This window comes from Aggregatibacter sp. HMT-949, assembly GCF_041734645.1.
In the GTDB taxonomy this organism is placed as follows: domain Bacteria; phylum Pseudomonadota; class Gammaproteobacteria; order Enterobacterales; family Pasteurellaceae; genus Rodentibacter.
The window spans coordinates 1,793,978-1,813,045 of sequence record NZ_CP162010.1 but is presented as its reverse complement, the minus strand read 5'-3'; the positions used below and the strand labels follow the sequence as shown (position 1 = coordinate 1,813,045).

Below are 19,068 nucleotides of genomic sequence, written 5' to 3'. Positions count from 1 at the left end.
TAAACCTTAAATAAAAAATGGGGCCGCTATTCTATAACAAGCGGGGTGATTGACAAACGCTATTTTCTTTCTTTTTTAGGGATTTATTTTTCGTCGTATAAGCCTGTTTGTTGGATGTTAATTGGCTGATTTAGAAGTGATTTTTTTATTAATGTTAAGCGACAGAGGTAAATTTATCTATTTTTACGTAAATTATCTCCGTCGCCGTTTTTTAAGCGCAATAGAATCCAAATTAATAGTAGAGCGAAGGCGGAAGAGGTGAGAAAAGTATAACTAAAGGCAGTTTGTAATGCGCCTTCTTGATTGCCGAGACGATGGCGATAAAACGCTAAAATAATGGATGACACCGCAATACCGAAACCGATGCCTACTTGTTGTACTATGCTTAACAGCGTTGAACCTGCGCCGGATTGGGCGCGGGACAAATCGCCCACCGTCAGGGTGTTAATCGCGGTGAAAATCATCGACATACAAGCACCGTACCACATTAAATTGAATAATATCCAGGCCGTCGCCGTAGATCGCTCTAAAAATGCCAGGCAGACAATCGATCCGGTCATGAAAAACGACGCGGCAATTAATGTATTTTTATAGCCGAAACGGTTCAAAATACGCCCGATAAAGGTTTTGAAGATGATCGACATTAAGGCAATCGGTGCCAGTAACCAACCTGAAAGTTCGGCGCTATAACCAAATGAAAGCTGGAACATTAACGGCAACAAAAAAGGTACGGCGGAGCTCGACAGACGAATGAGTAAATTGGCGGAAATGCCAAGGCGGAAGGTACGAGTATCAAATAAGGATAAGGGCAAAATCGCGTACGTGTTTTTTTTCGCGTAGCGATAGTAGCCGAGTAGTAATGCGGTGCCGATCAGCAATGCGCCGTAAGCGATAGCGGGATAACCGCGACTTTCTCCCATTAAATCCAGCCCGAGAGTGAGTCCGCTTAGACCGAGGGCAAACAGTAAAAAACCGCTCCAATCTAATTTACCGATGCTTGGATTTAAAAAATTACGCATCACTTTGCCGGCAAAGAACATACCCGCTATGCTAATCGGTAAATTGATCAAGAAAATCCAATGCCACGAGGCGTTAGTCACTAACCAACCGCCTAGAATCGGGCCGATGATTGGGCCGATTAAGCCGGCGGTTGCCATTAAATTCCATGCATTGACCAGGTGGTTTTTCGGCACGCTCTGCACAATCGCAAGTCTCGCCACCGGCATCATAAATGCGCCACCAACGCCTTGCAGAATGCGCGATAGTACTAATGCGTTTAAGCTCGTCGAAAGCGCGCAAAATAACGAACCAAGGGCGAAAACGCACACCGCTGCACGAAATACATTGAGCGTACCGAATTTATCCGCCACCCAAGCGGTGAGCGGAATAAACAAGGCGACTGCCAAGGAATAAGCAATGACCGCCATTTGCATTTCTACCGGCGATTCGTGTAAGTCCGCCGAAACGGCCGGCAATGCGGTGTTCAAAATGGTTGCGTCCAGGCTTTGCATAAACAGCGCCATTGCCGCAACTCGGGCTAAGCCGCGGTAGTCTTTTGTTTCAGGTGTGGGCTGCATTGTCGAGAAATTGTTCAATAAAATCGGCAATAGAAGAAATATGGTTAATATCCAGTAAAGTGCATTTGGTTTCGAGCGCATAATCAGTGGCTAATGCCAACACGTTTTCATCGATTTCCGGCAAAGGTTTGCTTATGCCTTGGCGATGTAAAAGAATTTTTGGAATCGGCTCTTGTTTAAAGCCTTCGACTAAAACCAAGTCGGTCAGTGTCGGATCGAATTGTGTCGCAAGATAATGCAAGGAAACCGGTGTTGGCGTTTCCGTCATCATCGCCCAGCGCTTATCGCAAGCCATAATGACTTGTGCCGAACCTGCTTCTTTCATCCGCCAGCTGTCTTTTCCTTCTTTATCCACTTGAGCGTTGTGATGGCTGTGTTTTATTACGGAAACGCGCAGTCCGCGCGCAATCAGTTCCGGGATTAATTTTTCCAATAAAGTGGTTTTGCCGCTACCACTGTAGCCGGTGATGCCGAGAAGAGGAATTTGTTTGTTCATCATTAAATAAAACGACCTAAAAAGTCATCGTGTTTTGCCTGTTGTAGAAAGTGTAAGAAAGTAAAAATTGTTAAGAAAGTATTCTTAACAATACCGGCTTAAATTCAGTCCGAGCAGCGAATTTTCTGTCGTAACGTTTTACCAATACAAAAGAACACGCGGTGAAAAGGAAAATAATGAGCGCACGCAACGGTTCATTATCGCTGATGCGGTCGGAAAATAAGGTGGCGAATAACAAAGCAGCAAGCGGCACGATATATGTCAACAAGGCGGAAAGCAGCATGGATTTTTCTTCTAAGCCGATTTCGACGATTTGTCCTGCGCGTAGCGGCATTAAAGATGCCACGCTGAAAATATGTTCGCCGCGCTTGCCGTTGAGTTCGGAAAGACTGTTCCCTCCGCAGCCGCTTTTCGCCGCGCATTGTCCGCAGGCGCTTTGCGATTGACATTTCACTTTGGCAATGCCATTTGCATAGTCGAGCACGACCGCATTTTCTCGTAACATTTAGGCTTCCCCCATATAGATATCAAAGCGGTGATTTTTTGTTTCGCGACTAAAGTGCGGCGGTTTCTTGCAAAGATATTCCGCATAGCCCGGACGTTTTACCACCACCCGTTTTTTGGCTAATTGTAAGGCGGGGGAAAGCAGCTTGTCCGCATCTGAATCCGCACCGACCAAGTATTGAAACACGCGCATTTCTTTTTTCACCAAGGCGGATTTTTGTTTGTGCGGATACATCGGATCGAGATACACCACATCGGCACAATCCGTTTGCGGATTGAGTTCGTTAATCTGTCGAACCTTCAATAAGCGTAAATTTTGCCGCAACATCGCGCCGATTTCTGCGTTTTGATAAGCGCGATTTAAACCGTCTTGCAACAGCAAATACACTACCGGATGACGTTCTACCAAACGCACTTGGCAACCGAGCACCGCCAACACGAAAGCGTCGCGTCCTAAGCCGGCTGTCGCATCAATCACACTCGGTAATTCTACGCCTTTAATGCCCACCGCTTTGGCCACCGCTTCACCGCGCCCGCCACCGAATTTACGGCGATGCGCCATGCTTCCGCCGACAAAATCCACGTAAACTGCGCCGAGTTTTGGCTCGTCCAGTTTGCGCAATTCTAAACGTTGATCCGTTTGAACAAGCGCCAGCGGGCTTTGTTCGTCGTGAACAATGTGTTGTTCTGCGCAAAGTGCGACTAATTCGGCGAGCGTTTTTTCGGTGGATTCCGAAATTAATTGAATCCCTACTTGCGAATTAGCCATACGCCGCTTTCCATGTGATCGGTGTAAGGGAATTGATCGAACAATGCCGCCCTTTCAATGCGGTGCGTTTTCGACAGTTCAACCAAGTTGTCGCACAATGTGCGCGGATTGCAAGAAATGTACAAAATGCGATCGTAATTTCGTACTAATTTTACCGTTTCCGAATCGAGCCCTGCGCGCGGTGGATCCACAAAAATTGTATTGCACTCGTAAGATTTCAAATCAATGCCTTTTAAACGATTAAATTCACGCACGCCGTTTATCGCTTGAGTGAATTCTTCCGCCGACATTCGAATGATTTGCAAATTTTCCACGCCGTTTTTCACGATATTAAATTGCGCGGCTGCCACCGACGGTTTGGCGATTTCCGTTGCCAAAACTTTGCGGAAATTTTGTGCCAGCGCAATGGAAAAATTGCCGTTGCCGCAATAAAGTTCGAGTAAATCGCCTTCACTGTTTTTCGTGCAATCAATTGCCCATTCCAACATTTTGCAGTTTACCACCGCGTTTGGCTGAGTGAAGCTGTTTTCCACTTGGCGATAGACATAATTACGTCCGGCTACCGACAAAATTTCGTCCGCATAATCGCGTTCCAAACAGATTTTTTGTTTACTGGCGCGACCGATAATCTGCAGGTTAAAACCAAGTGCGGTTAACTTTTCTTTTAAATTTTTTGCCGCCCGTTGCCATTCGTCTAAAAGCGGCTTGTGATACAACAGGCTGACGATGATTTGATTGCTCAAGGTGCTGAGATAATCAATTTGGAATAATTTTTGGTGCAGCACTTCTTGTTCTTTTAATAACGCGGGTAAGCTTTTCATCATGCGATTGATGAGTTCGCCGGCAATCGGAAATTCATCAATGCGATAGCGTTGTTTGGTCGTTTGATCAAACATAATGTGATAAAAATCGCCTTGTTCGTGCCAAATGCGAAATTCTGCCCGCATCCGATAATGGCTGGGCGGAGAGGCGAAAACTTGAATTTCCGGGGCGTTAAACGGGCGCAAAAGTGCGGTCAGTTTTTCGTATTTTTTTTGCAGTAGTTCGCTGTATCGGGATATGGGTAGTTGCATTGAAATGATATTTGAACGGTAAATATTGATATTCTTGTCTAACTTGAGCCGCTTTGGCATATTAATACGAGCATCAATGCGCTTGCGGCAAAACGCATATCGCGAAGTGTGTTTTCAGCACCGCATTGAAACCGCTCATCGCGTGTTTCCAATGCGGTGCTCATTCGGGATCCCGCCGCAGCCAAAACAAAAGGCAGGCTTTAGCCTGCCTCATTTGTTTGTCTTATTCGCCGGAATAATCTTCGCCGCCTGCCGCGTCACTTACATCGCCCGATAAGGTGTAAAGACGTTTGCTCGCACTGATGTGGGTGCGGTATTTGTGCCAGGTTTTTTCAAAGAAGGTTTCGGCCGCACGTTCGCCGCGACAAAAAGCGACAAACGCTTTTTCTTCTTTTGTCGCCGGTTTGCGCTCACCCAAGTCTAACGCTTTGAAGGCTTGGCCGTATTGTTCAAGCACTTGCGATTCTTTAATCGTGTAATCGCCATGACGCGAAAATCCGCGCGGATAATTTTTGTCGTCAAAAAAACGACGGGTTACGCTAAAACTTGCAGCCATAATCTTCTCTCTTTTTTCATGTGCAAAATGGGCTGGCATTAAACCAATTTTTCGTTATTTTTGCAATAAACCTTTTACGGTTTCCACGTAATCCTTAACGAAATCGTCGTAATTCAATCCTTCGGGATTCACGCGGAATTTGCCGTTCACGTAAAAATCAGGTACGCCGCGCACACCGAATTGATCCGCCGCGTTCACTTGTTTATTTACCAAGCCATTTACTGCGAAACTGTTAATGCCGCCGTCGAATTGTTCGGCGGTGACACCGTTATCCAAGAAAATCGCGCGGATGTCGTCCATCGAGCGCAACGCGTCTTTTTGCGCGGCTTCAAATAACGGCGCCTTCACTTTGCTTTCTGCGCCTAATGCCATCGCCAAGGCCCAAGCGCGAGTCAGGTTTTCTGATTGGCGGCCTAAAAAATTCACGTGATATTGCTTAAACGCCACACCTTCCGGCAAGCTGTTTTTCACTTGCTGCGGAATTTTGTATTCCATTTCAAAGGAATAACAATGCGGGCAGTAGAACGAGAAAAATTCAATCACTTCTTTTTGCGGTGCCGCTTGTTGGCTTACTTGAATGTATTGTTTGCCTTCTTGCAAATTGGCTGCGAACGCGTTGGCCGATATTAAAGTTGTTGCGCTTAAACCTAAGGCGAATAATATTTTTTTCATTTTGCTTTCCTTGTTTTATTTAATGATACCGCGCGCTCTTAAAAGCGCGCTTTTAAAATCTTCTTCGTAATCTTTTTTAATGCCGGGAATCGGTTCGTATTTGTCGGTACCGCGCATTTTCAATTGATAAATAATCACTTCATCGCTTAATTCCGCCAGCGGTTTATTGAAACCCGCTTCATCGGCGATTTTTTGCAAAATTTGCAGCAGATTTAAATCGGGCGCTTCAGCCCAATAAGGCTGTAAAAGTTCTAATACCTCGTTCAAACGCTTACATTTCATTGCTATTTCCTTTTGAATCGTAAAAAATAGCGTCATCTTACTTCAAACGCTGACGGAATAAAATATGGCAATCACAATAAGTGCAGTTATTTTGGCAGGCGGCAAGGCGCGCCGCATGGGCGGCTGCGACAAAGGGCTACAACTTTTGCACGGTAAGCCATTAATTGTCCGCGTTATTGAGCGTTTACGTCCGCAAGTCGGTGAGATTGCCATTAATGCTAATCGCAACCAAACGGAATATGCCCGGTTCGGTTTGCCGGTGTTTGCCGATGAATTGTCCGATTTTCAAGGACCACTAAGCGGTATGAGCACCGCATTGACGCGCGCAACCACGGATTTTGTGCTGTTCACGCCGTGCGACAGCCCGTTCTTTCCAGAAAATTTGCTCGTCAAATTAAAACACGCCGTGAAAACCGAACGTGCGTTGCTCGCCTATGCATGCGATGAAGAACGCGAGCATCCGACATTTTGTTTGATGTCCGTGTTGCTGAAAGACAAATTGCGCGATTATCTTGCTTCCGGCGAACGTCGCTTGTTGCAATTTATGCGTGAAAACGGTGGGGTTGCGGTGAGATTTACCGAAAATGAGGGGCGTTTTGTGAATTTTAATACGTTGGCGGATTTGCAATAATCTTTCGATGTTTTCTCGGTTGGAGATTTTTTAGAGACGCTTATGCAAAGAATAGATTTATCGCGTTATTTTACGCCTTTACACATCATTACCGCGCTTTGCGCAGCAGTTTACTTACTGCAACAAATCGGCTTTGAAGCACCGATTATGCAGGCTTTTCATTATCCGCTTGATTTTCAAGATTGGCAGCTTTGGCGTTATGTGACGCACTCGCTGGTTCATTTGTCAAACGTGCATATTGTGGCGAATTTAGCGTGGTTTTGGTTATTCGGCGGGTTGATTGAGCGTTATTTCGGTGGACTTAAGCTGTGTTTGATTTTTCTGGTGTCCGCAACAGTGAGCGGCGTCGTGCAAAATTATTTCTCCGGTCCGGATTTTTTCGGGCTGTCCGGCGTGGTATATGCGGTGTTGGGTTATGCGTTCGTGTTGGACAAACTACAGAATAATATTTTTGATTTGCCTAAAGGCTTTTTTACGATGTTATTGGCGGGATTAGCATTCGGTTTTGTGAGTCCGTTTTTTGATATTTATATTGGCAATGCGGCGCATATTGCAGGCTTGGCGGTTGGGCTTACGTGGGGATTTATCGATAGCCAAATTCGCTCCGATCGGGTAGAGTAGGCCGCTATTCATGGAGAATGCCTAGATGAAACAATCTCTTCGTCATCAAAAAATTATCGATCTGGTCAATCAATACGGCTATTTGAGCACGGAAGATTTGGTTAGCCGATTGGAAGTCAGCCCGCCAACCGTTCGTCGGGATTTGAATATTCTGGCGGAACTGGATTTGATCCGCCGTCATCATGGCGGCGCGGCTTCGCCTTCTTCGGCGGAAAATTCCGATTATATCCATCGCAAACAATTTTTCTCTTCGCAAAAAAACCGCATTGCACAAGAGGTGGTGAAATTTATTCCGAACGGTGCTTCCTTATTTATCGACATCGGCACTACGCCGGAAGCCGTGGCGAATGCATTGCTTAATCACGAACGTTTACGCATTGTTACCAATAACCTTAATGCCGCCCATTTGTTGCGTCAAAATGAAAGTTTTGACATTACGATGGCGGGTGGATCGTTGCGTATGGATGGCGGTATTATTGGTGAAGCAACGGTGAATTTTATTTCTCAGTTCCGTTTGGATTTCGGTATTCTCGGCATTAGCGCCATTGATGCTGACGGCTCGCTACTGGATTACGATTACCACGAGGTGCAAGTAAAACGCGCGATTATCGAGAGCTCGCGGCAAACCTTGTTGGTCACCGACCATTCCAAATTTACCCGCCAGGCTATCGTACGTTTAGGCGAATTAAGCGATGTAGAATATTTATTCACTGACGAAGAACCGCTTACGATTAGTCAATATTTACAAAACGTGCAAACCAAATTGGTGTTGTGCAAATAACGGCAGTGCATTGAACGAATGGCCTAGAATGAAGGGCGTAGAACGGTGTTTCAATGCGGTGCTATTTTGGTAGGACAATAATAACGAAAGCGGCTGAAAGGCCGTTTTTGTTTCTGTTTCTGTTTCTGATTAGCCAAATGAACCCGTCGCAGAGCACCGCATTGAAATCCCGAAAAATAAAACGCCGTCGAACGACGGCGTTTTGAACGCGATGATTTACAAGCTGAACGCTTTGATATAAGGCAATTTACCCTTTTTGAGCATTTCCTGAATGCCGCTTTGGTGGTCGTTATTGCCTAAGCCGCGCAATTCAAAGGTAATGCCGACGCTGTTATCGTAAACCACTTGATTTTGGCGTTGATTTTGATGACTGGTGACATAACGTCTTGCACCGACGCCGATAGCCCAACAACAGCTGTTATATTGTACGCCGACATATTGTTCCACCGGTTTCTTTAGCGCCAAGTCTTGGTAATATTTGCCGACCAGTGCCCAGTTATCCGTCACTTCCCAAGCCGCAACCAAGCCAAGCTGTTGAATATCCTGGTTATACGCGTTCGCCGAACGGCCTAAATTTTGGTCGATATAATCTCGGCTGGCGTAACGATAATTTAATTGAATTAAATTATTTTTTTTCGGATTGTATTCAATGCTACTGTTTGCCAGTGAAGTTTTCTTTAACTGCGTATCGTATTGATAGCCGGCGTGCCAGTGCCAATTATCATTAAACTTCCAGTTGGATTCCAGCGCCCAAGAGGACGACGAACGCGAGGTGCTGTTGGCCGGATTGTTATCAATACGCGAGGCGTTTAAATAATAAATTTGGCCGGCGGAAAGATTAAAACGTTCATTGGCGTGGCGATCGTAAAAACGCGTAGTGCCACCTACCGTGACTTGGTTTGCGGAGGCGATGCGGTCTAAACCGCTGTAACGGCGATCGCGAAACAATGAGTAGAAATCCTGTTGAACCAGCGCAGAATCGTAACCGTAGCCCAAGTAATCGTTGGTGCGGCTTGAACCAATGTCGCTTTGTGTGCGGTACGGGCGATACAAATACTGAATATGCGGCTCAAAGGTTTGGGTGTAATTTTTCAAGAACGTGGTATCGCGTGCGAGAACCGTTTGTAAATCTACTTTGAATTGCGGAATTACTCGATTGATGCGGCTTTTCACGTCTTCCGCGCGGCTGCTGTTGCCTTTTTTCTGTTGGTAATGGGTGGCGTAAAGTTTGCTTTCGATATTCAAACTGCCGTATTTATTCGACATGGAACTGGCTAAACTCGGTTCGATGTGGAAACGCCAGGCCGTCGGCATTAATGCGCTGTCATTGTCGAAGCGCACCGCTTGTGAGAAAAGTTTGAAATCCAGCCAGCCGTTCGCCAAATCGTTTTGGTAATAATTAAAATCGATTTGTGGCAAGGCGCGATAAGGGCCAATATCGACTTCGTCAAAAATTTGGAATTGGCGCACGGAAACGGCGAAATTGTAATTCGGTTGATAATAAGCAACGCGCGCATATTGGTTGGCGTAACCGTCGGTGCTATCACCGTAGTTAGAATCGAAATCGGTGAAATAGCGTTTATCGCTGACGCGCGTGTAATTGACGTTTAAACGCCAGTTTTTTAAGAAGGCGGAACTGTGATTCCAGTAAAATAAATGGCGTTTGCGGTTATCATTATAATATTCGTCGTAACGATCGTGGCCTAAATATTCAGCGGCGATTTTACCTTTTCCGACGGACGTTAAATAACGGAACTCGCTGTTTAACTGCCAACCGCGATGTGACATATACTTCGGCGTGAATGTGGCGTCGTAATTTGGTGCGATATTCCAATAAATTGGTTGGGCATACCAATAACCATCGCGGCTAGACGTCCCGGCGCTCGGGATTAATAAACCGGAACGGCGGCGATCACCGATAGGTAATTGCAAGTAAGGCGTATAAAAAACCGGTACATTGAGCACTTTAAAGCGCGCGTGCCACATTTCCGCGTATTCTTCCTGAATATGTTGGATTATTTCGGCCGCGTCCACTGCCCACGCATTATCGCCCGATAAACAAGACGTAAAGGTCGCATTTTTCATGACCCGCGTGTTGTTACGTAACGCAATGTCTTGGGCTTCACCGCGCCCTTGGCGACCAACTAATTGATAATTTGCTTCACGGATGTTGCCGTCTTTCGAATCTAAATCAAAATCGGCGCTTTGCCCACGCATCTGGATTTGCTCATCTTTATAATCAAATCCGCCACGCACGTAAGCAAGGCGTTTCAATGCGGTGCTCTGTGGAACATTCGTTTGTTTCACTTCCACGGAATCGGCGATTAAATGGCGATTGCCTTGTTTTAAATCCGCATTGCCTTTGTAAAGGGCGCTGTGCGGCTGATTAATTTCTGCTTCATCCGCGGCGATATAAACCGGCAACATATTCGGATCGCCCCGCACCGCTTCACCGCTAAATTTCGGCACGCCCGTCAAGCATTGCGCGCGTAAATCCGCCGAGCTCGTTTGGCTGTAAAGTGCGGCCAGCATCGAAAGGGAAACGAAAGTATATTTTTTATTCATAATTCAGAGCTTTTCATTAACCAAATTGGCGCCGATTATACTGGAATATCATTTGCAACAACAGCCATTTATATGGTCGTTGACCAGCCCCATGGCCTGCATAAACGCATAACAAGTCGTTTTTCCTACGAACACAAAACCGCGTTTTTTCAGCGCTTTTGACATGGCTTTGGAAATCTCGGTTTTGGCCGGCACAACAGATAAATCCGGCACATCGTTGATAATCGGTCGATGATTGACAAAAGACCAAATAAAATCGCTGAAATTTTCACCACGTTTTTCCATTTCTAAAAACGCGTTGGCATTTTTCACAATCGCCTCCAATTTGGCGCGATGGCGAATCAATCCGGCATTCTGCATAAGTTCGTCAATATCCGAGGCGGTCATTTTTGCCACGTTTTTCGGCTCAAAATCATGAAACGCCGCGCGGTAAGCGTCGCGTTTTTTCAGTACGGTAATCCACGAAAGCCCCGCCTGTTGTCCTTCCAAACAAATTTTTTCGAACAGCTTTTGGCTGTCAAATTGAGGCTTGCCCCATTCGTTGTCATGATAATCGATATAAATTGGCGAATCGCCCGCCCATGCGCATCTTGTCATGCCATGTCCTTTTTCAGTTGTTGATAAACCGCCATAAAGTTCGGCATTATGCCGCGCCATAAATAAAAGGAATGCGCAGCCTGCGCCACCAGCATGCCAAAGCCGTTGCTCAGATTGGAGAGTCCCAAACTTTTGCAATGGGCGATGAACGGCGTGTCGGCGCTTTTTGCGTATTGCATATCGTAAAAGGCGTTGCCGAGTTTGAGCGTGTCAGAAGCCACCGATGCGGTGCTCCCACGCAGTCCCGCGGAGGTGGCGTTAATGATCAAATCATAAGATTGCGCCGGCACGGCTGTCATCGCCACCGCTTGAATTTCGCCGTAACGCTTAAATTTTTCGACTAAGGCTTGCGCTTTTTCCAACGTGCGGTTCGCCAATACGATTTGTTGCCCGGCTTGCAATAACGGCAATAATACGCCTCTGGCCGCGCCGCCTGCGCCGAGTATTAAAATGCGTTGATGTGGGCGAATCCAGTTCAAGCGTTCCAAATCCGTGACCAAACCGATGCCGTCAGTGTTATCTGCATACAGTCGGCCGTCATCCCGTTTCTTCAAGGTATTGCAAGCCGCAGCAAGTTTTGCGCGTTCGCTTGATTCATCGGCGAGTCGAAATGCACGTTCTTTAAAGGGGGCGGTAATATTGCAGCCTTTGGCGCCGGCTGCAAAGAACTCGATAAGTTGTTGCTCGAACGTTTCAAGATCGCCTAATTTCGCCGCATATTCCATCTTTTGTTTCGTTTGTTCGGCAAATTTGCTTTGAATCAGCGGCGACTTGCTTTGTGCAATCGGGTTGCCCCACACGGCATATTGATCGACATAATCGGCCATAAATTATCCTTGTCTAAAAAGTCGGTTGGTCAGTAAATCGCGAATTTCCGACGGATTTTGCGCGTCACCTACCGATTCATCAAGCACCGGAAAATGCTCACCAAATTGTAACCGCACTTCGTCCGCCGTTTTACAGGGAGCGTCGCCCGTTAAATTTGCGCTGGTGGAAGTGAGTGCAAAACCGCACGCCTGACATAACGCGTTCACTGAAGGATGATCGCATAAACGTACGGCAATGGTATCAAACTTGCCCGTAAGAAAATGAGGCGTATCTGATTTTGCCGGTACAACCCAGGTGGTTGGGCGGTCGTATTTTTGTTGCAAACGTGAAAGTTGTTCTGCGTTGAGTTGTTCAAAAGCTATAAAAGGACGTAAAAAATCCCAATGCGGTGCGACCAAAATCAGCCCTTTTTCTATCGGACGTCGTTTTATATTAAGCAATTTTTTAACCGCATTTTCGCTTAACGGATTACAACCTAAACCGAAGACTGCTTCAGTGGGATAAGCAACGACTTGATCTTGGCGTAAAAGTGCGGCGATTTGTTGTAAATTCATTACAAACCCTCAAAAATATGACGACAAGTTTTGTTCGCGCATTGCATGATTTGATGTTCCTCGTTTTCACTTTTTAATAAGGCAAGCGGAAAATTGCATACCGGACAGGTCATTTGATAGGGTTTTGCCGGCAAGGAAAATTTGCAGTGGGGAAAGCGGGTGCAACCATAAAAGGCTTTGCCTTGCCGCCCGCGGCGCGCGACTAAATGCCCTGTTTGACAGGCCGGGCAAGGAATCGATACTTCTGTTTGCGGTTTTTCGTGCACCACGAAATTACAAGTTGGATAGGCGCTGCAACCGATAAACATGCCGAATGCGCCTTGTTTGAGTTGCAAAATAGCACCGCATTGGGGGCAGTGCTCGTCGAGTTCTTTTAACACCTTGTGCTCTGCGCGTTGCAACGGACGTAAATAATCACATTCAGGATACGCCGAACAGCCTAAAAACAGTCCTTTTTTGCCATTTTTGATCTGCAAAATAGCACCGCATTGAGGGCAATGTTCTTCGCGTTTGGTGTGATGAAACAGGGATTTTGTCATCATTACTCCCGCTATACTAACATTGCTTCTAGCGCCTCTTGCGCTTCCAGCCAATCCACTTCCAACTTTTCCAATGCCTTCTTCGCGTCCACTTGCTGTGCTAAAAGTACGGTCAATTTTTCTTTATTTTCTGCATTGTAAAGTTCCGAATCTGCAAGGCTGTTTTCAATTTCTGCAAGCTGTTCGGAGACGTTGTTCATTTTCTCTTCCAACTGCAAGATTTTTTTGCGCAACGGCGCGGTTTGTTGGCGTAATTCCGCTTCGCGGCGTTTTTGTTCCTTACGATTCTGGCTGGAATTGGCATTTTCTGTATCTGCTTTTTCTTCGGCGGATTTTGTTGTCGATTGACTATTTTGCTCTGTCAGCCATTTTTGATAATCGTCTAAATCGCCTTTAAATTCTTCCACTTGCTTGTCGTGAACCAAATAAAATGCTTCCACGGTATTGCGTAACAAATGACGATCGTGTGAAACCACCACAAGCGAGCCTTCGTAATCCACTAAGGCTTCCGTTAAGGCCTGACGCATATCCAAATCCAAGTGGTTGGTCGGTTCGTCAAGAAGCAGCAAATTCGGGCGTTGCCAGACAATTAACGCTAAAACCAAACGTGCTTTTTCGCCGCCCGAAAAGGATTTTACCGGTTGATTTACTTTATCGCCGTGGAAGGCAAAACTGCCGAGATAATCCCGTACTTGTTGCTCCGTTTGTTCCGGCGCAAGTTTTTGCATATGCCAAAGCGCCGATTCTTCCGCGCGCAAGGTATCTAACTGATGTTGCGCGAAATAGCCAAGCTGTACGCCTTTTGCAAGCTGAACTTTGCCTGACAAGGCGGTGAGTTCTCCGGCTAAAAGTTTAATCAGCGTGGATTTCCCTGCGCCGTTTTTGCCGAGTAAACCAATGCGCGAACCCGGTACGAGATTGAGCTTAATTTTACTCAAAATTTCGACCGCACTTTCCTTTGTTCCATAACCCGCGCTCGCTTGTTCAAGCATCATCAGTGGATTGGGTAAGGATGCCGGCGGGCGAAATGCAAAGGTGAACGGATTATCCGCATAAGCGGGCGCGATAAGCTCCATGCGCTCCAAAGCTTTTACCCGACTTTGCGCCTGTTTCGCCTTAGTCGCTTTGGCTTTAAAGCGATCAATATAACTTTGTAAATGGGCAATTTTTTGTTGCTGCTGACGATACATTGCCGCTTGTTGCGCTAATTTAGTTGCGCGTTGCGTTTCAAAGGAAGAGTAATCGCCGGTGTATTCGTTTAGTTTTTGGTGTTCGATATGCAGAATTTTATTTACGATGGGATCAAGAAAATCGCGATCGTGTGAAATCAGCACCAGCGTGCCTTGATAATTGATTAACCAGCGTTCTAGCCAAATCACTGCGTCTAAATCCAAGTGGTTGGTCGGTTCGTCCAGCAACAATAAATCCGACGGACAAAGCAACGCTTGCGCCAAATTTAACCGCATTCGCCAGCCGCCCGAGAAGGATTTTACCGCCTGTGCGGTTTCCGCTTGAGTAAAACCCAAACCGTGTAAAAGGGTTTCTGCGCGTGATTGAATCGTCCAGGCATTAATCGTATCAAGCCTATCGTGAATGCGTGCAATGGCATTGCCGTCATTGCGTTTGTTGGCTTGTGCCAGTTCGGCTTGCAAACGGCAATATTCGCGATCTCCTTGAATTACATAATCCAGCGCGGAAATTTCCAATGCCGGTGTTTCCTGATTAACCCAAGACAGCGCCCAGTTGGACGGGTACGTTACTTCGCCGCTTTCCGGCTGCAGTTGTTTTTTTAATAACGCAAAAAGCGATGATTTACCGCAACCGTTTTTACCCACCAAGCCAACTTTTTGTTTCGGGTTAATGGTGGCGTTAGCGTTTTCGAGCAGCTCGGTTTGGGCACGTTTTAGGCTGAGATTGTTAAATACGATCATGAGAGAGTTTGACGAGTGGTGGCGGCTTTTTAAAAGTCCTTGTAGCGCATCAATGCGGTGCTAATTTGAAGGCTCCCGCGAGTTTATTGCAAGAGCAAAGTTATTGCGGCGACATACAGCTTGCCGATGCCTGTTGCAATCGTTCAAGTAATTCCGGATCGTCTTTTTCCAGTTTAGGGATATCCTCTTCTTTAAGAACGGATACGGATTTGTCGGCGGCACAATCGCATATTTCTTGTGCTTCTTTGGTCGCCGATGGAAATGCACTTAAGCAACTTTGAACAAATGAACTGCGGAATTCTTTTTTAAATCCTTCCCAATAACCTTTGTCATAGGCTTTTTCCATTTTAGCCAGCGTGCTTTCTTCCGGCGCGGAAGGGGCCGAGGCGGCTTCTTGGCTTTTATCGCAAGCGGATAACAGGCCGAAAGCTAATAGCAATAAAAGGGTAAAAAACGATTTTTTCATAATGACTCCGTAAACAAAAATTTTTCCGACGAACGGTTTAAACGTTTCGAGCGCATAACGGCGTTTCACCGCCATAATGCTTCCGCTTGGAAGCCGCCGCATTATAACAGGATAAAAAGTGCTGTAAACGCGCGGTACTCGAACCGTTTTACCGCATACTCGGCACACAACAACAAGGTTCCGGTTTGGGCTTAGCGATTGCAGCGGAAATCGTAAAAAATTACGGCGGGACGATGGAGTTACAAGATAGCACCGCATTCGAACACGGATTATTGGTAACGGTTTACTTACCCCATTAATTTTGCTTGAAACTTAAGAGCGGCGTTGGGGGCTGATGCTTTTGCAATACAAATTTTGCTGTTTGAGCGAACTTTTCCTCATTTCTGTGAACTACATCAAAGTTTTTCTCGCCGAAAAAAATTAAGATGTCCACAAGATTTCATTCGGGGTGATGACAAATTTCGAGCTGATGTTTGAAAGGATCAAATAAATGTTCGTAGACATAGGATTTGTATTGTCGTTCCTGTCTCCTCATTCGTGTTGTAGATTCGCTTTCTAAGCGTTTAATCCGTTTCCCCAATAAGCCGTTCAGATTGTTATTACAGCGTTTGGCGGGTTGTTGTCCTACCTTTCCTAAACCGAAACGAATAAGAATATCAAGTTTTATCCGTTTTCGGCTCGGTGCGACAGCTTGCTCTGCTCGCGATGAAACTTAATCTCACGCTTGATTAAGTCCGTACTGCTCAGTACGGGGCGTCGCAGATTGTAGAGTTTGAAACCTTAACCGGTATGAAGAGTATGCGTAGATCTTGTTTGATCTTCTATTCTTCTATAGTGGCTATCGGTTATGGCGTTGCACCGTTCCTCATTTTGAGGTGAGGGGTGGCGTGGGACTTCAACTCGCCTCTTACCATATTTAATTCATCCATGTTTTTAAACCAACAGGAGCAAAAATGCAGTTTGTTCTGCATTGCTCATACCACCTCGAGTTCTATGCTTTGCTTAAGGCAAAAAATATCTTCTCTATTATCATGCCTAGATTAGGAACGATGCGTCTTTGGATGCGTGATTTTTATCAGAAAAAACTCCGCCAAACTTATCGTATTTCGCGCAAAACCTTAGATTTTGCCAGCCTCGTGTTGAGCACCGCATTGGCGGCGTTATTTTCCTGAGGGGCCAAACTCGCCGATATCGGCTTGGCGTTCGGCCGCAGCTGATTTGATCCTTGCTTTCCGGCATTATTGCCTCCATAATCTCGCGCCGATTTAGCCCGAAACCTTTTAATCATTTCGCAGCGGGATGTTTCCGTCCGCGCATGCAAAAACTACAAGCGCAAGATCAAGTTCGCGCCAAGCAAGAGAAATAAACATGCTCCAAAATCAACCGCACTTTTATCGCGGACGTTTTTCCGTCGCGCCGATGCTCGACTGGACAACGCGCCATTGCCGTTATTTTCATCGTCAATTTAGCAAGCACGCGTTACTTTATACGGAAATGGTGACTGCACTGGCGATTATTCACGCGAAGTACGATCACTTGGATTTTGATGCGCGCGAAGATCCATTGGCTTTGCAGTTGGGCGGCAGCGATCCGGCGCAACTGAAATATTGTGCCGAACTGGCTGCGCAACGTGGTTATCGGGAAATCAATTTGAATGTAGGATGCCCGTCCGATCGCGTACAAAACGGCGTGTTCGGCGCCTGTTTAATGGCGAAGGCGGACTTAGTGGCGCAATGCGTCGAACAAATGCAAAGTGCAGTTGATATACCGGTGACGGTGAAAACCCGCATTGGCATTGATGATCTTGATAGTTACGAATTTTTGTGCGATTTCATCGAAAAAGTGCAAGGCAAAGGTTGCCACGAATTTATCATTCACGCGCGCAAAGCTTGGCTTTCTGGTTTAAGCCCGAAAGAAAATCGCGAAATTCCGCCGTTGGATTACGAACGCGTTTATCAATTAAAACGCGATTTTCCGCACCTTAAGATTGTCATTAACGGCGGAATTAAAACTGTCGAGGAAATGAAACGCCACTTGCAATTTGTTGACGGCGTGATGGTGGGACGCGCGGCTTATCAAAATCCGAGTTTGCTTGGCAGTATCGATCGTGCCTTGTTTGCTGAGGATGCGCCGATTGTTACACCACGCGATGCGGTGCTCGCGATGTTGCCCTATATTGAGCAGCAACTCGTCCAAGGTGTTTATCTTAACCATATCGTGCGCCATATGCTTGGTGCTTTCCAAAATTGCAGAGGTGCGCGCCAATGGCGTCGCTATTTAAGCGAAAATGCCTTCAAGCAAGGCGCCGGGATCGAGGTGGTGGAAACCGCATTAGGCTTTGTGGAAGAAGCTTAGTCGAAGCATAAGTGTGATGCCAAAATAGCACCGCATTGGAACCGGCTCCAATGCGGTGCTATTTTACGTGTTCAATTTCGGTTTGGCACATCGGTGTGTCATTACAAAATGTGAGGCGCATGTTGTTATTTTGTCGTTATTTCGTTGTTATTTCATTTCGGGCAAATTCACCGCGCCTTCATAGCCTAACTGCCGCCAAGCCTCATAAACCGTCACCGCTACCGAATTAGATAAATTCATACTGCGGCTGTTTGCCGTCATCGGAATGCGGATTTTTTGTTCCATCGGCATTTTGTCTAAAATTGACATCGGAATACCGCGTGTTTCCGGGCCAAACATCAGATAATCGCCGCGCTCAAATTTTACTTGGCTGTGCGCCGGACCGCCTTTTGTGGTGAGCGCAAATAAGCGTTTCGGTTTTTCACTTGCTAAAAAGGCTTCAAAGGTTTTGTGCCGTTTGATTTCTGCGAATTCGTGGTAATCCAAACCGGAGCGGCGTAAGCGTTTATCGTCCCAAGTGAAACCGAGCGGCTCGATTAAATGCAAACGAAAGCCGGTGTTGGCGCAAAGGCGAATAATATTGCCGGTGTTTTGCGGAATTTCCGGCTCGTATAACACAATATCTAACATAACTTTTCTCAATTCCGGTATAAACGATAACTCACCATGCCCGCGTTTTTTTCTTTCAATAATGTCCAGTTTTTAGGCGTGACGAGCATTTTGTCGCGTTCCGTTTCTACATAAATTAGCGCGTTCGGACGCAGCCAGTTATTGCCGGCCAGTAATTCAATTGCCCGCTGTGCCAAGTCGAAATGAAACGGCGGATCGAGAAATACCACGTCAAATCGGGCTTGATTTTGCGGCAAGCTGAGAAAATCCAAACAGTTCTGATTGAAGACTTCCGCTTGTTCGGCTGAGCATTTCAGCATTTGCAGATTTTTTTTTAAGCGATTGGCAACGACGCGATCCGACTCCAAAAAAATCACATTTTTCGCTTGGCGCGAAAGTGCTTCAAAACCGAGCGAACCGCTGCCGGCAAAGCCGTCCAAACATTGCGCGTCATGAATGTAAGGCATTAACCAATTGAACAATGTTTCTTTCACACGGTCGCCGGTGGGGCGCAATCCCTCGGCGTTCAACACCGGCAATTTTCGCCCGCGCCAAAGTCCGGCGATAATGCGCACTTCGCCTTTAGCGTTTTGCACTTGCGTTTTTTTCATAAAGATGGGTGTTTTTAGTGAAAATCGTGCTTAGTTTAGACGATTTTTTGC

The 19,068-nt window shown here is 46.2% G+C and carries 22 protein-coding genes and 1 pseudogene; 6 read left to right on the top strand and 17 right to left on the bottom strand.

All coding sequences use genetic code 11. The features are described from left to right. Positions 1–173: 173 nt before the first annotated feature. The 8 genes from AB3F25_RS08630 to AB3F25_RS08595 form a co-directional block, all read right to left on the bottom strand. Positions 174–1,577 carry an MFS transporter gene (locus tag AB3F25_RS08630; protein ID WP_373603417.1) on the bottom strand — a complete coding sequence of 468 codons (1,404 nt, stop codon included), beginning with the start codon at positions 1,575–1,577 and terminating at the stop codon, positions 174–176. Continuing rightward, the gene (gene mobB, locus AB3F25_RS08625) at positions 1,561–2,073 is read right to left on the bottom strand and encodes a molybdopterin-guanine dinucleotide biosynthesis protein MobB (protein ID WP_373604360.1); all 513 of its coding nucleotides are present in this window, start codon (positions 2,071–2,073) and stop codon (positions 1,561–1,563) included. Before mobB ends, AB3F25_RS08630 begins: the two co-directional genes overlap by 17 nt. A 70-nt stretch (positions 2,074–2,143) precedes the next feature. Beyond that, positions 2,144–2,578 carry a SoxR reducing system RseC family protein gene (locus tag AB3F25_RS08620; protein WP_373603416.1) on the bottom strand — a complete coding sequence of 145 codons (435 nt, stop codon included), beginning with the start codon at positions 2,576–2,578 and terminating at the stop codon, positions 2,144–2,146. Then, positions 2,579–3,346 carry a class I SAM-dependent methyltransferase gene (locus AB3F25_RS08615; protein ID WP_373603415.1) on the bottom strand — a complete coding sequence of 256 codons (768 nt, stop codon included), beginning with the start codon at positions 3,344–3,346 and terminating at the stop codon, positions 2,579–2,581. Beyond that, complete coding sequence (gene trmA, locus AB3F25_RS08610; RefSeq protein ID WP_373603414.1) at positions 3,328–4,419, bottom strand: tRNA (uridine(54)-C5)-methyltransferase TrmA; 1,092 nt, start codon at positions 4,417–4,419, stop codon at positions 3,328–3,330. Before trmA ends, AB3F25_RS08615 begins: the two co-directional genes overlap by 19 nt. 223 nt (positions 4,420–4,642) lie before the next feature. Further along, positions 4,643–4,975 carry a DUF413 domain-containing protein gene (locus AB3F25_RS08605; protein WP_373603413.1) on the bottom strand — a complete coding sequence of 111 codons (333 nt, stop codon included), beginning with the start codon at positions 4,973–4,975 and terminating at the stop codon, positions 4,643–4,645. A 54-nt stretch (positions 4,976–5,029) separates the two neighbouring features. Beyond that, on the bottom strand, positions 5,030–5,647 hold the full coding sequence (locus AB3F25_RS08600; protein ID WP_373603412.1) for a DsbA family protein: 618 nt from the start codon (positions 5,645–5,647) through the stop codon (positions 5,030–5,032). A 15-nt stretch (positions 5,648–5,662) separates the two neighbouring features. Further along, positions 5,663–5,929 carry a YihD family protein gene (locus AB3F25_RS08595; protein WP_373603411.1) on the bottom strand — a complete coding sequence of 89 codons (267 nt, stop codon included), beginning with the start codon at positions 5,927–5,929 and terminating at the stop codon, positions 5,663–5,665. 64 nt (positions 5,930–5,993) lie between these two features. On the opposite strand from AB3F25_RS08595, the gene mobA reads away from it, so the two are divergent. Genes mobA through AB3F25_RS08580 form a run of 3 tightly spaced genes read left to right on the top strand, consistent with a single transcriptional unit; the run spans position 5,994 to position 7,962 of the window. Then, on the top strand, positions 5,994–6,560 hold the full coding sequence (gene mobA / locus AB3F25_RS08590; RefSeq protein WP_373603410.1) for a molybdenum cofactor guanylyltransferase MobA: 567 nt from the start codon (positions 5,994–5,996) through the stop codon (positions 6,558–6,560). Positions 6,561–6,602: 42 nt separating this feature from the next. Beyond that, positions 6,603–7,181 carry a rhomboid family intramembrane serine protease gene (locus AB3F25_RS08585; protein ID WP_373603409.1) on the top strand — a complete coding sequence of 193 codons (579 nt, stop codon included), beginning with the start codon at positions 6,603–6,605 and terminating at the stop codon, positions 7,179–7,181. A 25-nt stretch (positions 7,182–7,206) separates the two neighbouring features. Continuing rightward, positions 7,207–7,962 carry a DeoR/GlpR family transcriptional regulator gene (locus AB3F25_RS08580; protein ID WP_373603408.1) on the top strand — a complete coding sequence of 252 codons (756 nt, stop codon included), beginning with the start codon at positions 7,207–7,209 and terminating at the stop codon, positions 7,960–7,962. Positions 7,963–8,178: 216 nt separating this feature from the next. On the opposite strand, the gene lptD is transcribed toward AB3F25_RS08580, so the two are convergent. From lptD to AB3F25_RS08545, 7 genes are all read right to left on the bottom strand, one after another. After that, on the bottom strand, positions 8,179–10,527 hold the full coding sequence (gene lptD, locus AB3F25_RS08575; protein WP_373603407.1) for an LPS assembly protein LptD: 2,349 nt from the start codon (positions 10,525–10,527) through the stop codon (positions 8,179–8,181). Positions 10,528–10,575: 48 nt separating this feature from the next. Continuing rightward, positions 10,576–11,124: a DNA-3-methyladenine glycosylase I gene (locus AB3F25_RS08570; RefSeq protein ID WP_373603406.1), complete on the bottom strand. Its 549-nt coding sequence runs from the start codon at positions 11,122–11,124 to the stop codon at positions 10,576–10,578. Continuing rightward, complete coding sequence (gene aroE / locus AB3F25_RS08565) at positions 11,121–11,951, bottom strand: shikimate dehydrogenase (protein ID WP_373603405.1); 831 nt, start codon at positions 11,949–11,951, stop codon at positions 11,121–11,123. Before aroE ends, AB3F25_RS08570 begins: the two co-directional genes overlap by 4 nt. A gap of 3 nt (positions 11,952–11,954) precedes the next feature. Continuing rightward, positions 11,955–12,506 (bottom strand): Sua5/YciO/YrdC/YwlC family protein, encoded by a 552-nt coding sequence (locus tag AB3F25_RS08560; RefSeq protein WP_373603404.1) that lies wholly within the window; start codon positions 12,504–12,506, stop codon positions 11,955–11,957. Next, complete coding sequence (locus AB3F25_RS08555) at positions 12,506–13,045, bottom strand: topoisomerase DNA-binding C4 zinc finger domain-containing protein (RefSeq protein ID WP_373604359.1); 540 nt, start codon at positions 13,043–13,045, stop codon at positions 12,506–12,508. Before AB3F25_RS08555 ends, AB3F25_RS08560 begins: the two co-directional genes overlap by 1 nt. 11 nt (positions 13,046–13,056) lie before the next feature. Beyond that, entirely contained in the window at positions 13,057–14,976 is a 1,920-nt protein-coding gene (locus AB3F25_RS08550; protein WP_373603403.1) for an ABC transporter ATP-binding protein, read from the bottom strand. A gap of 100 nt (positions 14,977–15,076) precedes the next feature. After that, a complete protein-coding gene (locus AB3F25_RS08545) occupies positions 15,077–15,442 on the bottom strand; it encodes a hypothetical protein (protein WP_373603402.1) in 366 nt (121 codons plus the stop codon). Positions 15,443–15,588: 146 nt separating this feature from the next. On the opposite strand from AB3F25_RS08545, the pseudogene AB3F25_RS08540 reads away from it, so the two are divergent. The 3 genes and pseudogenes from AB3F25_RS08540 to dusA form a co-directional block, all read left to right on the top strand. Then, positions 15,589–15,741, top strand: a pseudogene (locus AB3F25_RS08540) (ATP-binding protein); the annotation flags it as partial. Positions 15,742–16,491: 750 nt separating this feature from the next. Continuing rightward, positions 16,492–16,614, top strand: coding sequence for a hypothetical protein (locus AB3F25_RS08535; protein ID WP_373603401.1), 123 nt, complete (start codon positions 16,492–16,494; stop codon positions 16,612–16,614). A 196-nt stretch (positions 16,615–16,810) separates the two neighbouring features. Further along, on the top strand, positions 16,811–17,797 hold the full coding sequence (gene dusA, locus AB3F25_RS08530) for a tRNA dihydrouridine(20/20a) synthase DusA (protein WP_373603400.1): 987 nt from the start codon (positions 16,811–16,813) through the stop codon (positions 17,795–17,797). 147 nt (positions 17,798–17,944) lie between these two features. Here the strand turns inward: dusA and trmL are convergent, their stop codons facing one another. Together trmL and rsmD are read right to left on the bottom strand one after the other, a co-directional pair. Then, the gene (gene trmL, locus AB3F25_RS08525; RefSeq protein WP_373603399.1) at positions 17,945–18,427 is read right to left on the bottom strand and encodes a tRNA (uridine(34)/cytosine(34)/5-carboxymethylaminomethyluridine(34)-2'-O)-methyltransferase TrmL; all 483 of its coding nucleotides are present in this window, start codon (positions 18,425–18,427) and stop codon (positions 17,945–17,947) included. Positions 18,428–18,435: 8 nt separating this feature from the next. Continuing rightward, a complete protein-coding gene (gene rsmD / locus AB3F25_RS08520) occupies positions 18,436–19,017 on the bottom strand; it encodes a 16S rRNA (guanine(966)-N(2))-methyltransferase RsmD (RefSeq protein WP_373603398.1) in 582 nt (193 codons plus the stop codon). Positions 19,018–19,068: the final 51 nt, after the last annotated feature.

Coding starts and splice junctions, on each gene's coding strand:
- AB3F25_RS08630 (WP_373603417.1), bottom strand. CDS start 1,577: ATGCAGCCCACACCTGAAACAAAAGACTACCGCGGCTTAGCCCGAGTT.
- mobB (WP_373604360.1), bottom strand. CDS start 2,073: ATGAACAAACAAATTCCTCTTCTCGGCATCACCGGCTACAGTGGTAGC.
- AB3F25_RS08620 (WP_373603416.1), bottom strand. CDS start 2,578: ATGTTACGAGAAAATGCGGTCGTGCTCGACTATGCAAATGGCATTGCC.
- AB3F25_RS08615 (WP_373603415.1), bottom strand. CDS start 3,346: ATGGCTAATTCGCAAGTAGGGATTCAATTAATTTCGGAATCCACCGAA.
- trmA (WP_373603414.1), bottom strand. CDS start 4,419: ATGCAACTACCCATATCCCGATACAGCGAACTACTGCAAAAAAAATAC.
- AB3F25_RS08605 (WP_373603413.1), bottom strand. CDS start 4,975: ATGGCTGCAAGTTTTAGCGTAACCCGTCGTTTTTTTGACGACAAAAAT.
- AB3F25_RS08600 (WP_373603412.1), bottom strand. CDS start 5,647: ATGAAAAAAATATTATTCGCCTTAGGTTTAAGCGCAACAACTTTAATA.
- AB3F25_RS08595 (WP_373603411.1), bottom strand. CDS start 5,929: ATGAAATGTAAGCGTTTGAACGAGGTATTAGAACTTTTACAGCCTTAT.
- mobA (WP_373603410.1), top strand. CDS start 5,994: ATGGCAATCACAATAAGTGCAGTTATTTTGGCAGGCGGCAAGGCGCGC.
- AB3F25_RS08585 (WP_373603409.1), top strand. CDS start 6,603: ATGCAAAGAATAGATTTATCGCGTTATTTTACGCCTTTACACATCATT.
- AB3F25_RS08580 (WP_373603408.1), top strand. CDS start 7,207: ATGAAACAATCTCTTCGTCATCAAAAAATTATCGATCTGGTCAATCAA.
- lptD (WP_373603407.1), bottom strand. CDS start 10,527: ATGAATAAAAAATATACTTTCGTTTCCCTTTCGATGCTGGCCGCACTT.
- AB3F25_RS08570 (WP_373603406.1), bottom strand. CDS start 11,124: ATGACAAGATGCGCATGGGCGGGCGATTCGCCAATTTATATCGATTAT.
- aroE (WP_373603405.1), bottom strand. CDS start 11,951: ATGGCCGATTATGTCGATCAATATGCCGTGTGGGGCAACCCGATTGCA.
- AB3F25_RS08560 (WP_373603404.1), bottom strand. CDS start 12,506: ATGAATTTACAACAAATCGCCGCACTTTTACGCCAAGATCAAGTCGTT.
- AB3F25_RS08555 (WP_373604359.1), bottom strand. CDS start 13,045: ATGACAAAATCCCTGTTTCATCACACCAAACGCGAAGAACATTGCCCT.
- AB3F25_RS08550 (WP_373603403.1), bottom strand. CDS start 14,976: ATGATCGTATTTAACAATCTCAGCCTAAAACGTGCCCAAACCGAGCTG.
- AB3F25_RS08545 (WP_373603402.1), bottom strand. CDS start 15,442: ATGAAAAAATCGTTTTTTACCCTTTTATTGCTATTAGCTTTCGGCCTG.
- AB3F25_RS08535 (WP_373603401.1), top strand. CDS start 16,492: ATGCGTCTTTGGATGCGTGATTTTTATCAGAAAAAACTCCGCCAAACT.
- dusA (WP_373603400.1), top strand. CDS start 16,811: ATGCTCCAAAATCAACCGCACTTTTATCGCGGACGTTTTTCCGTCGCG.
- trmL (WP_373603399.1), bottom strand. CDS start 18,427: ATGTTAGATATTGTGTTATACGAGCCGGAAATTCCGCAAAACACCGGC.
- rsmD (WP_373603398.1), bottom strand. CDS start 19,017: ATGAAAAAAACGCAAGTGCAAAACGCTAAAGGCGAAGTGCGCATTATC.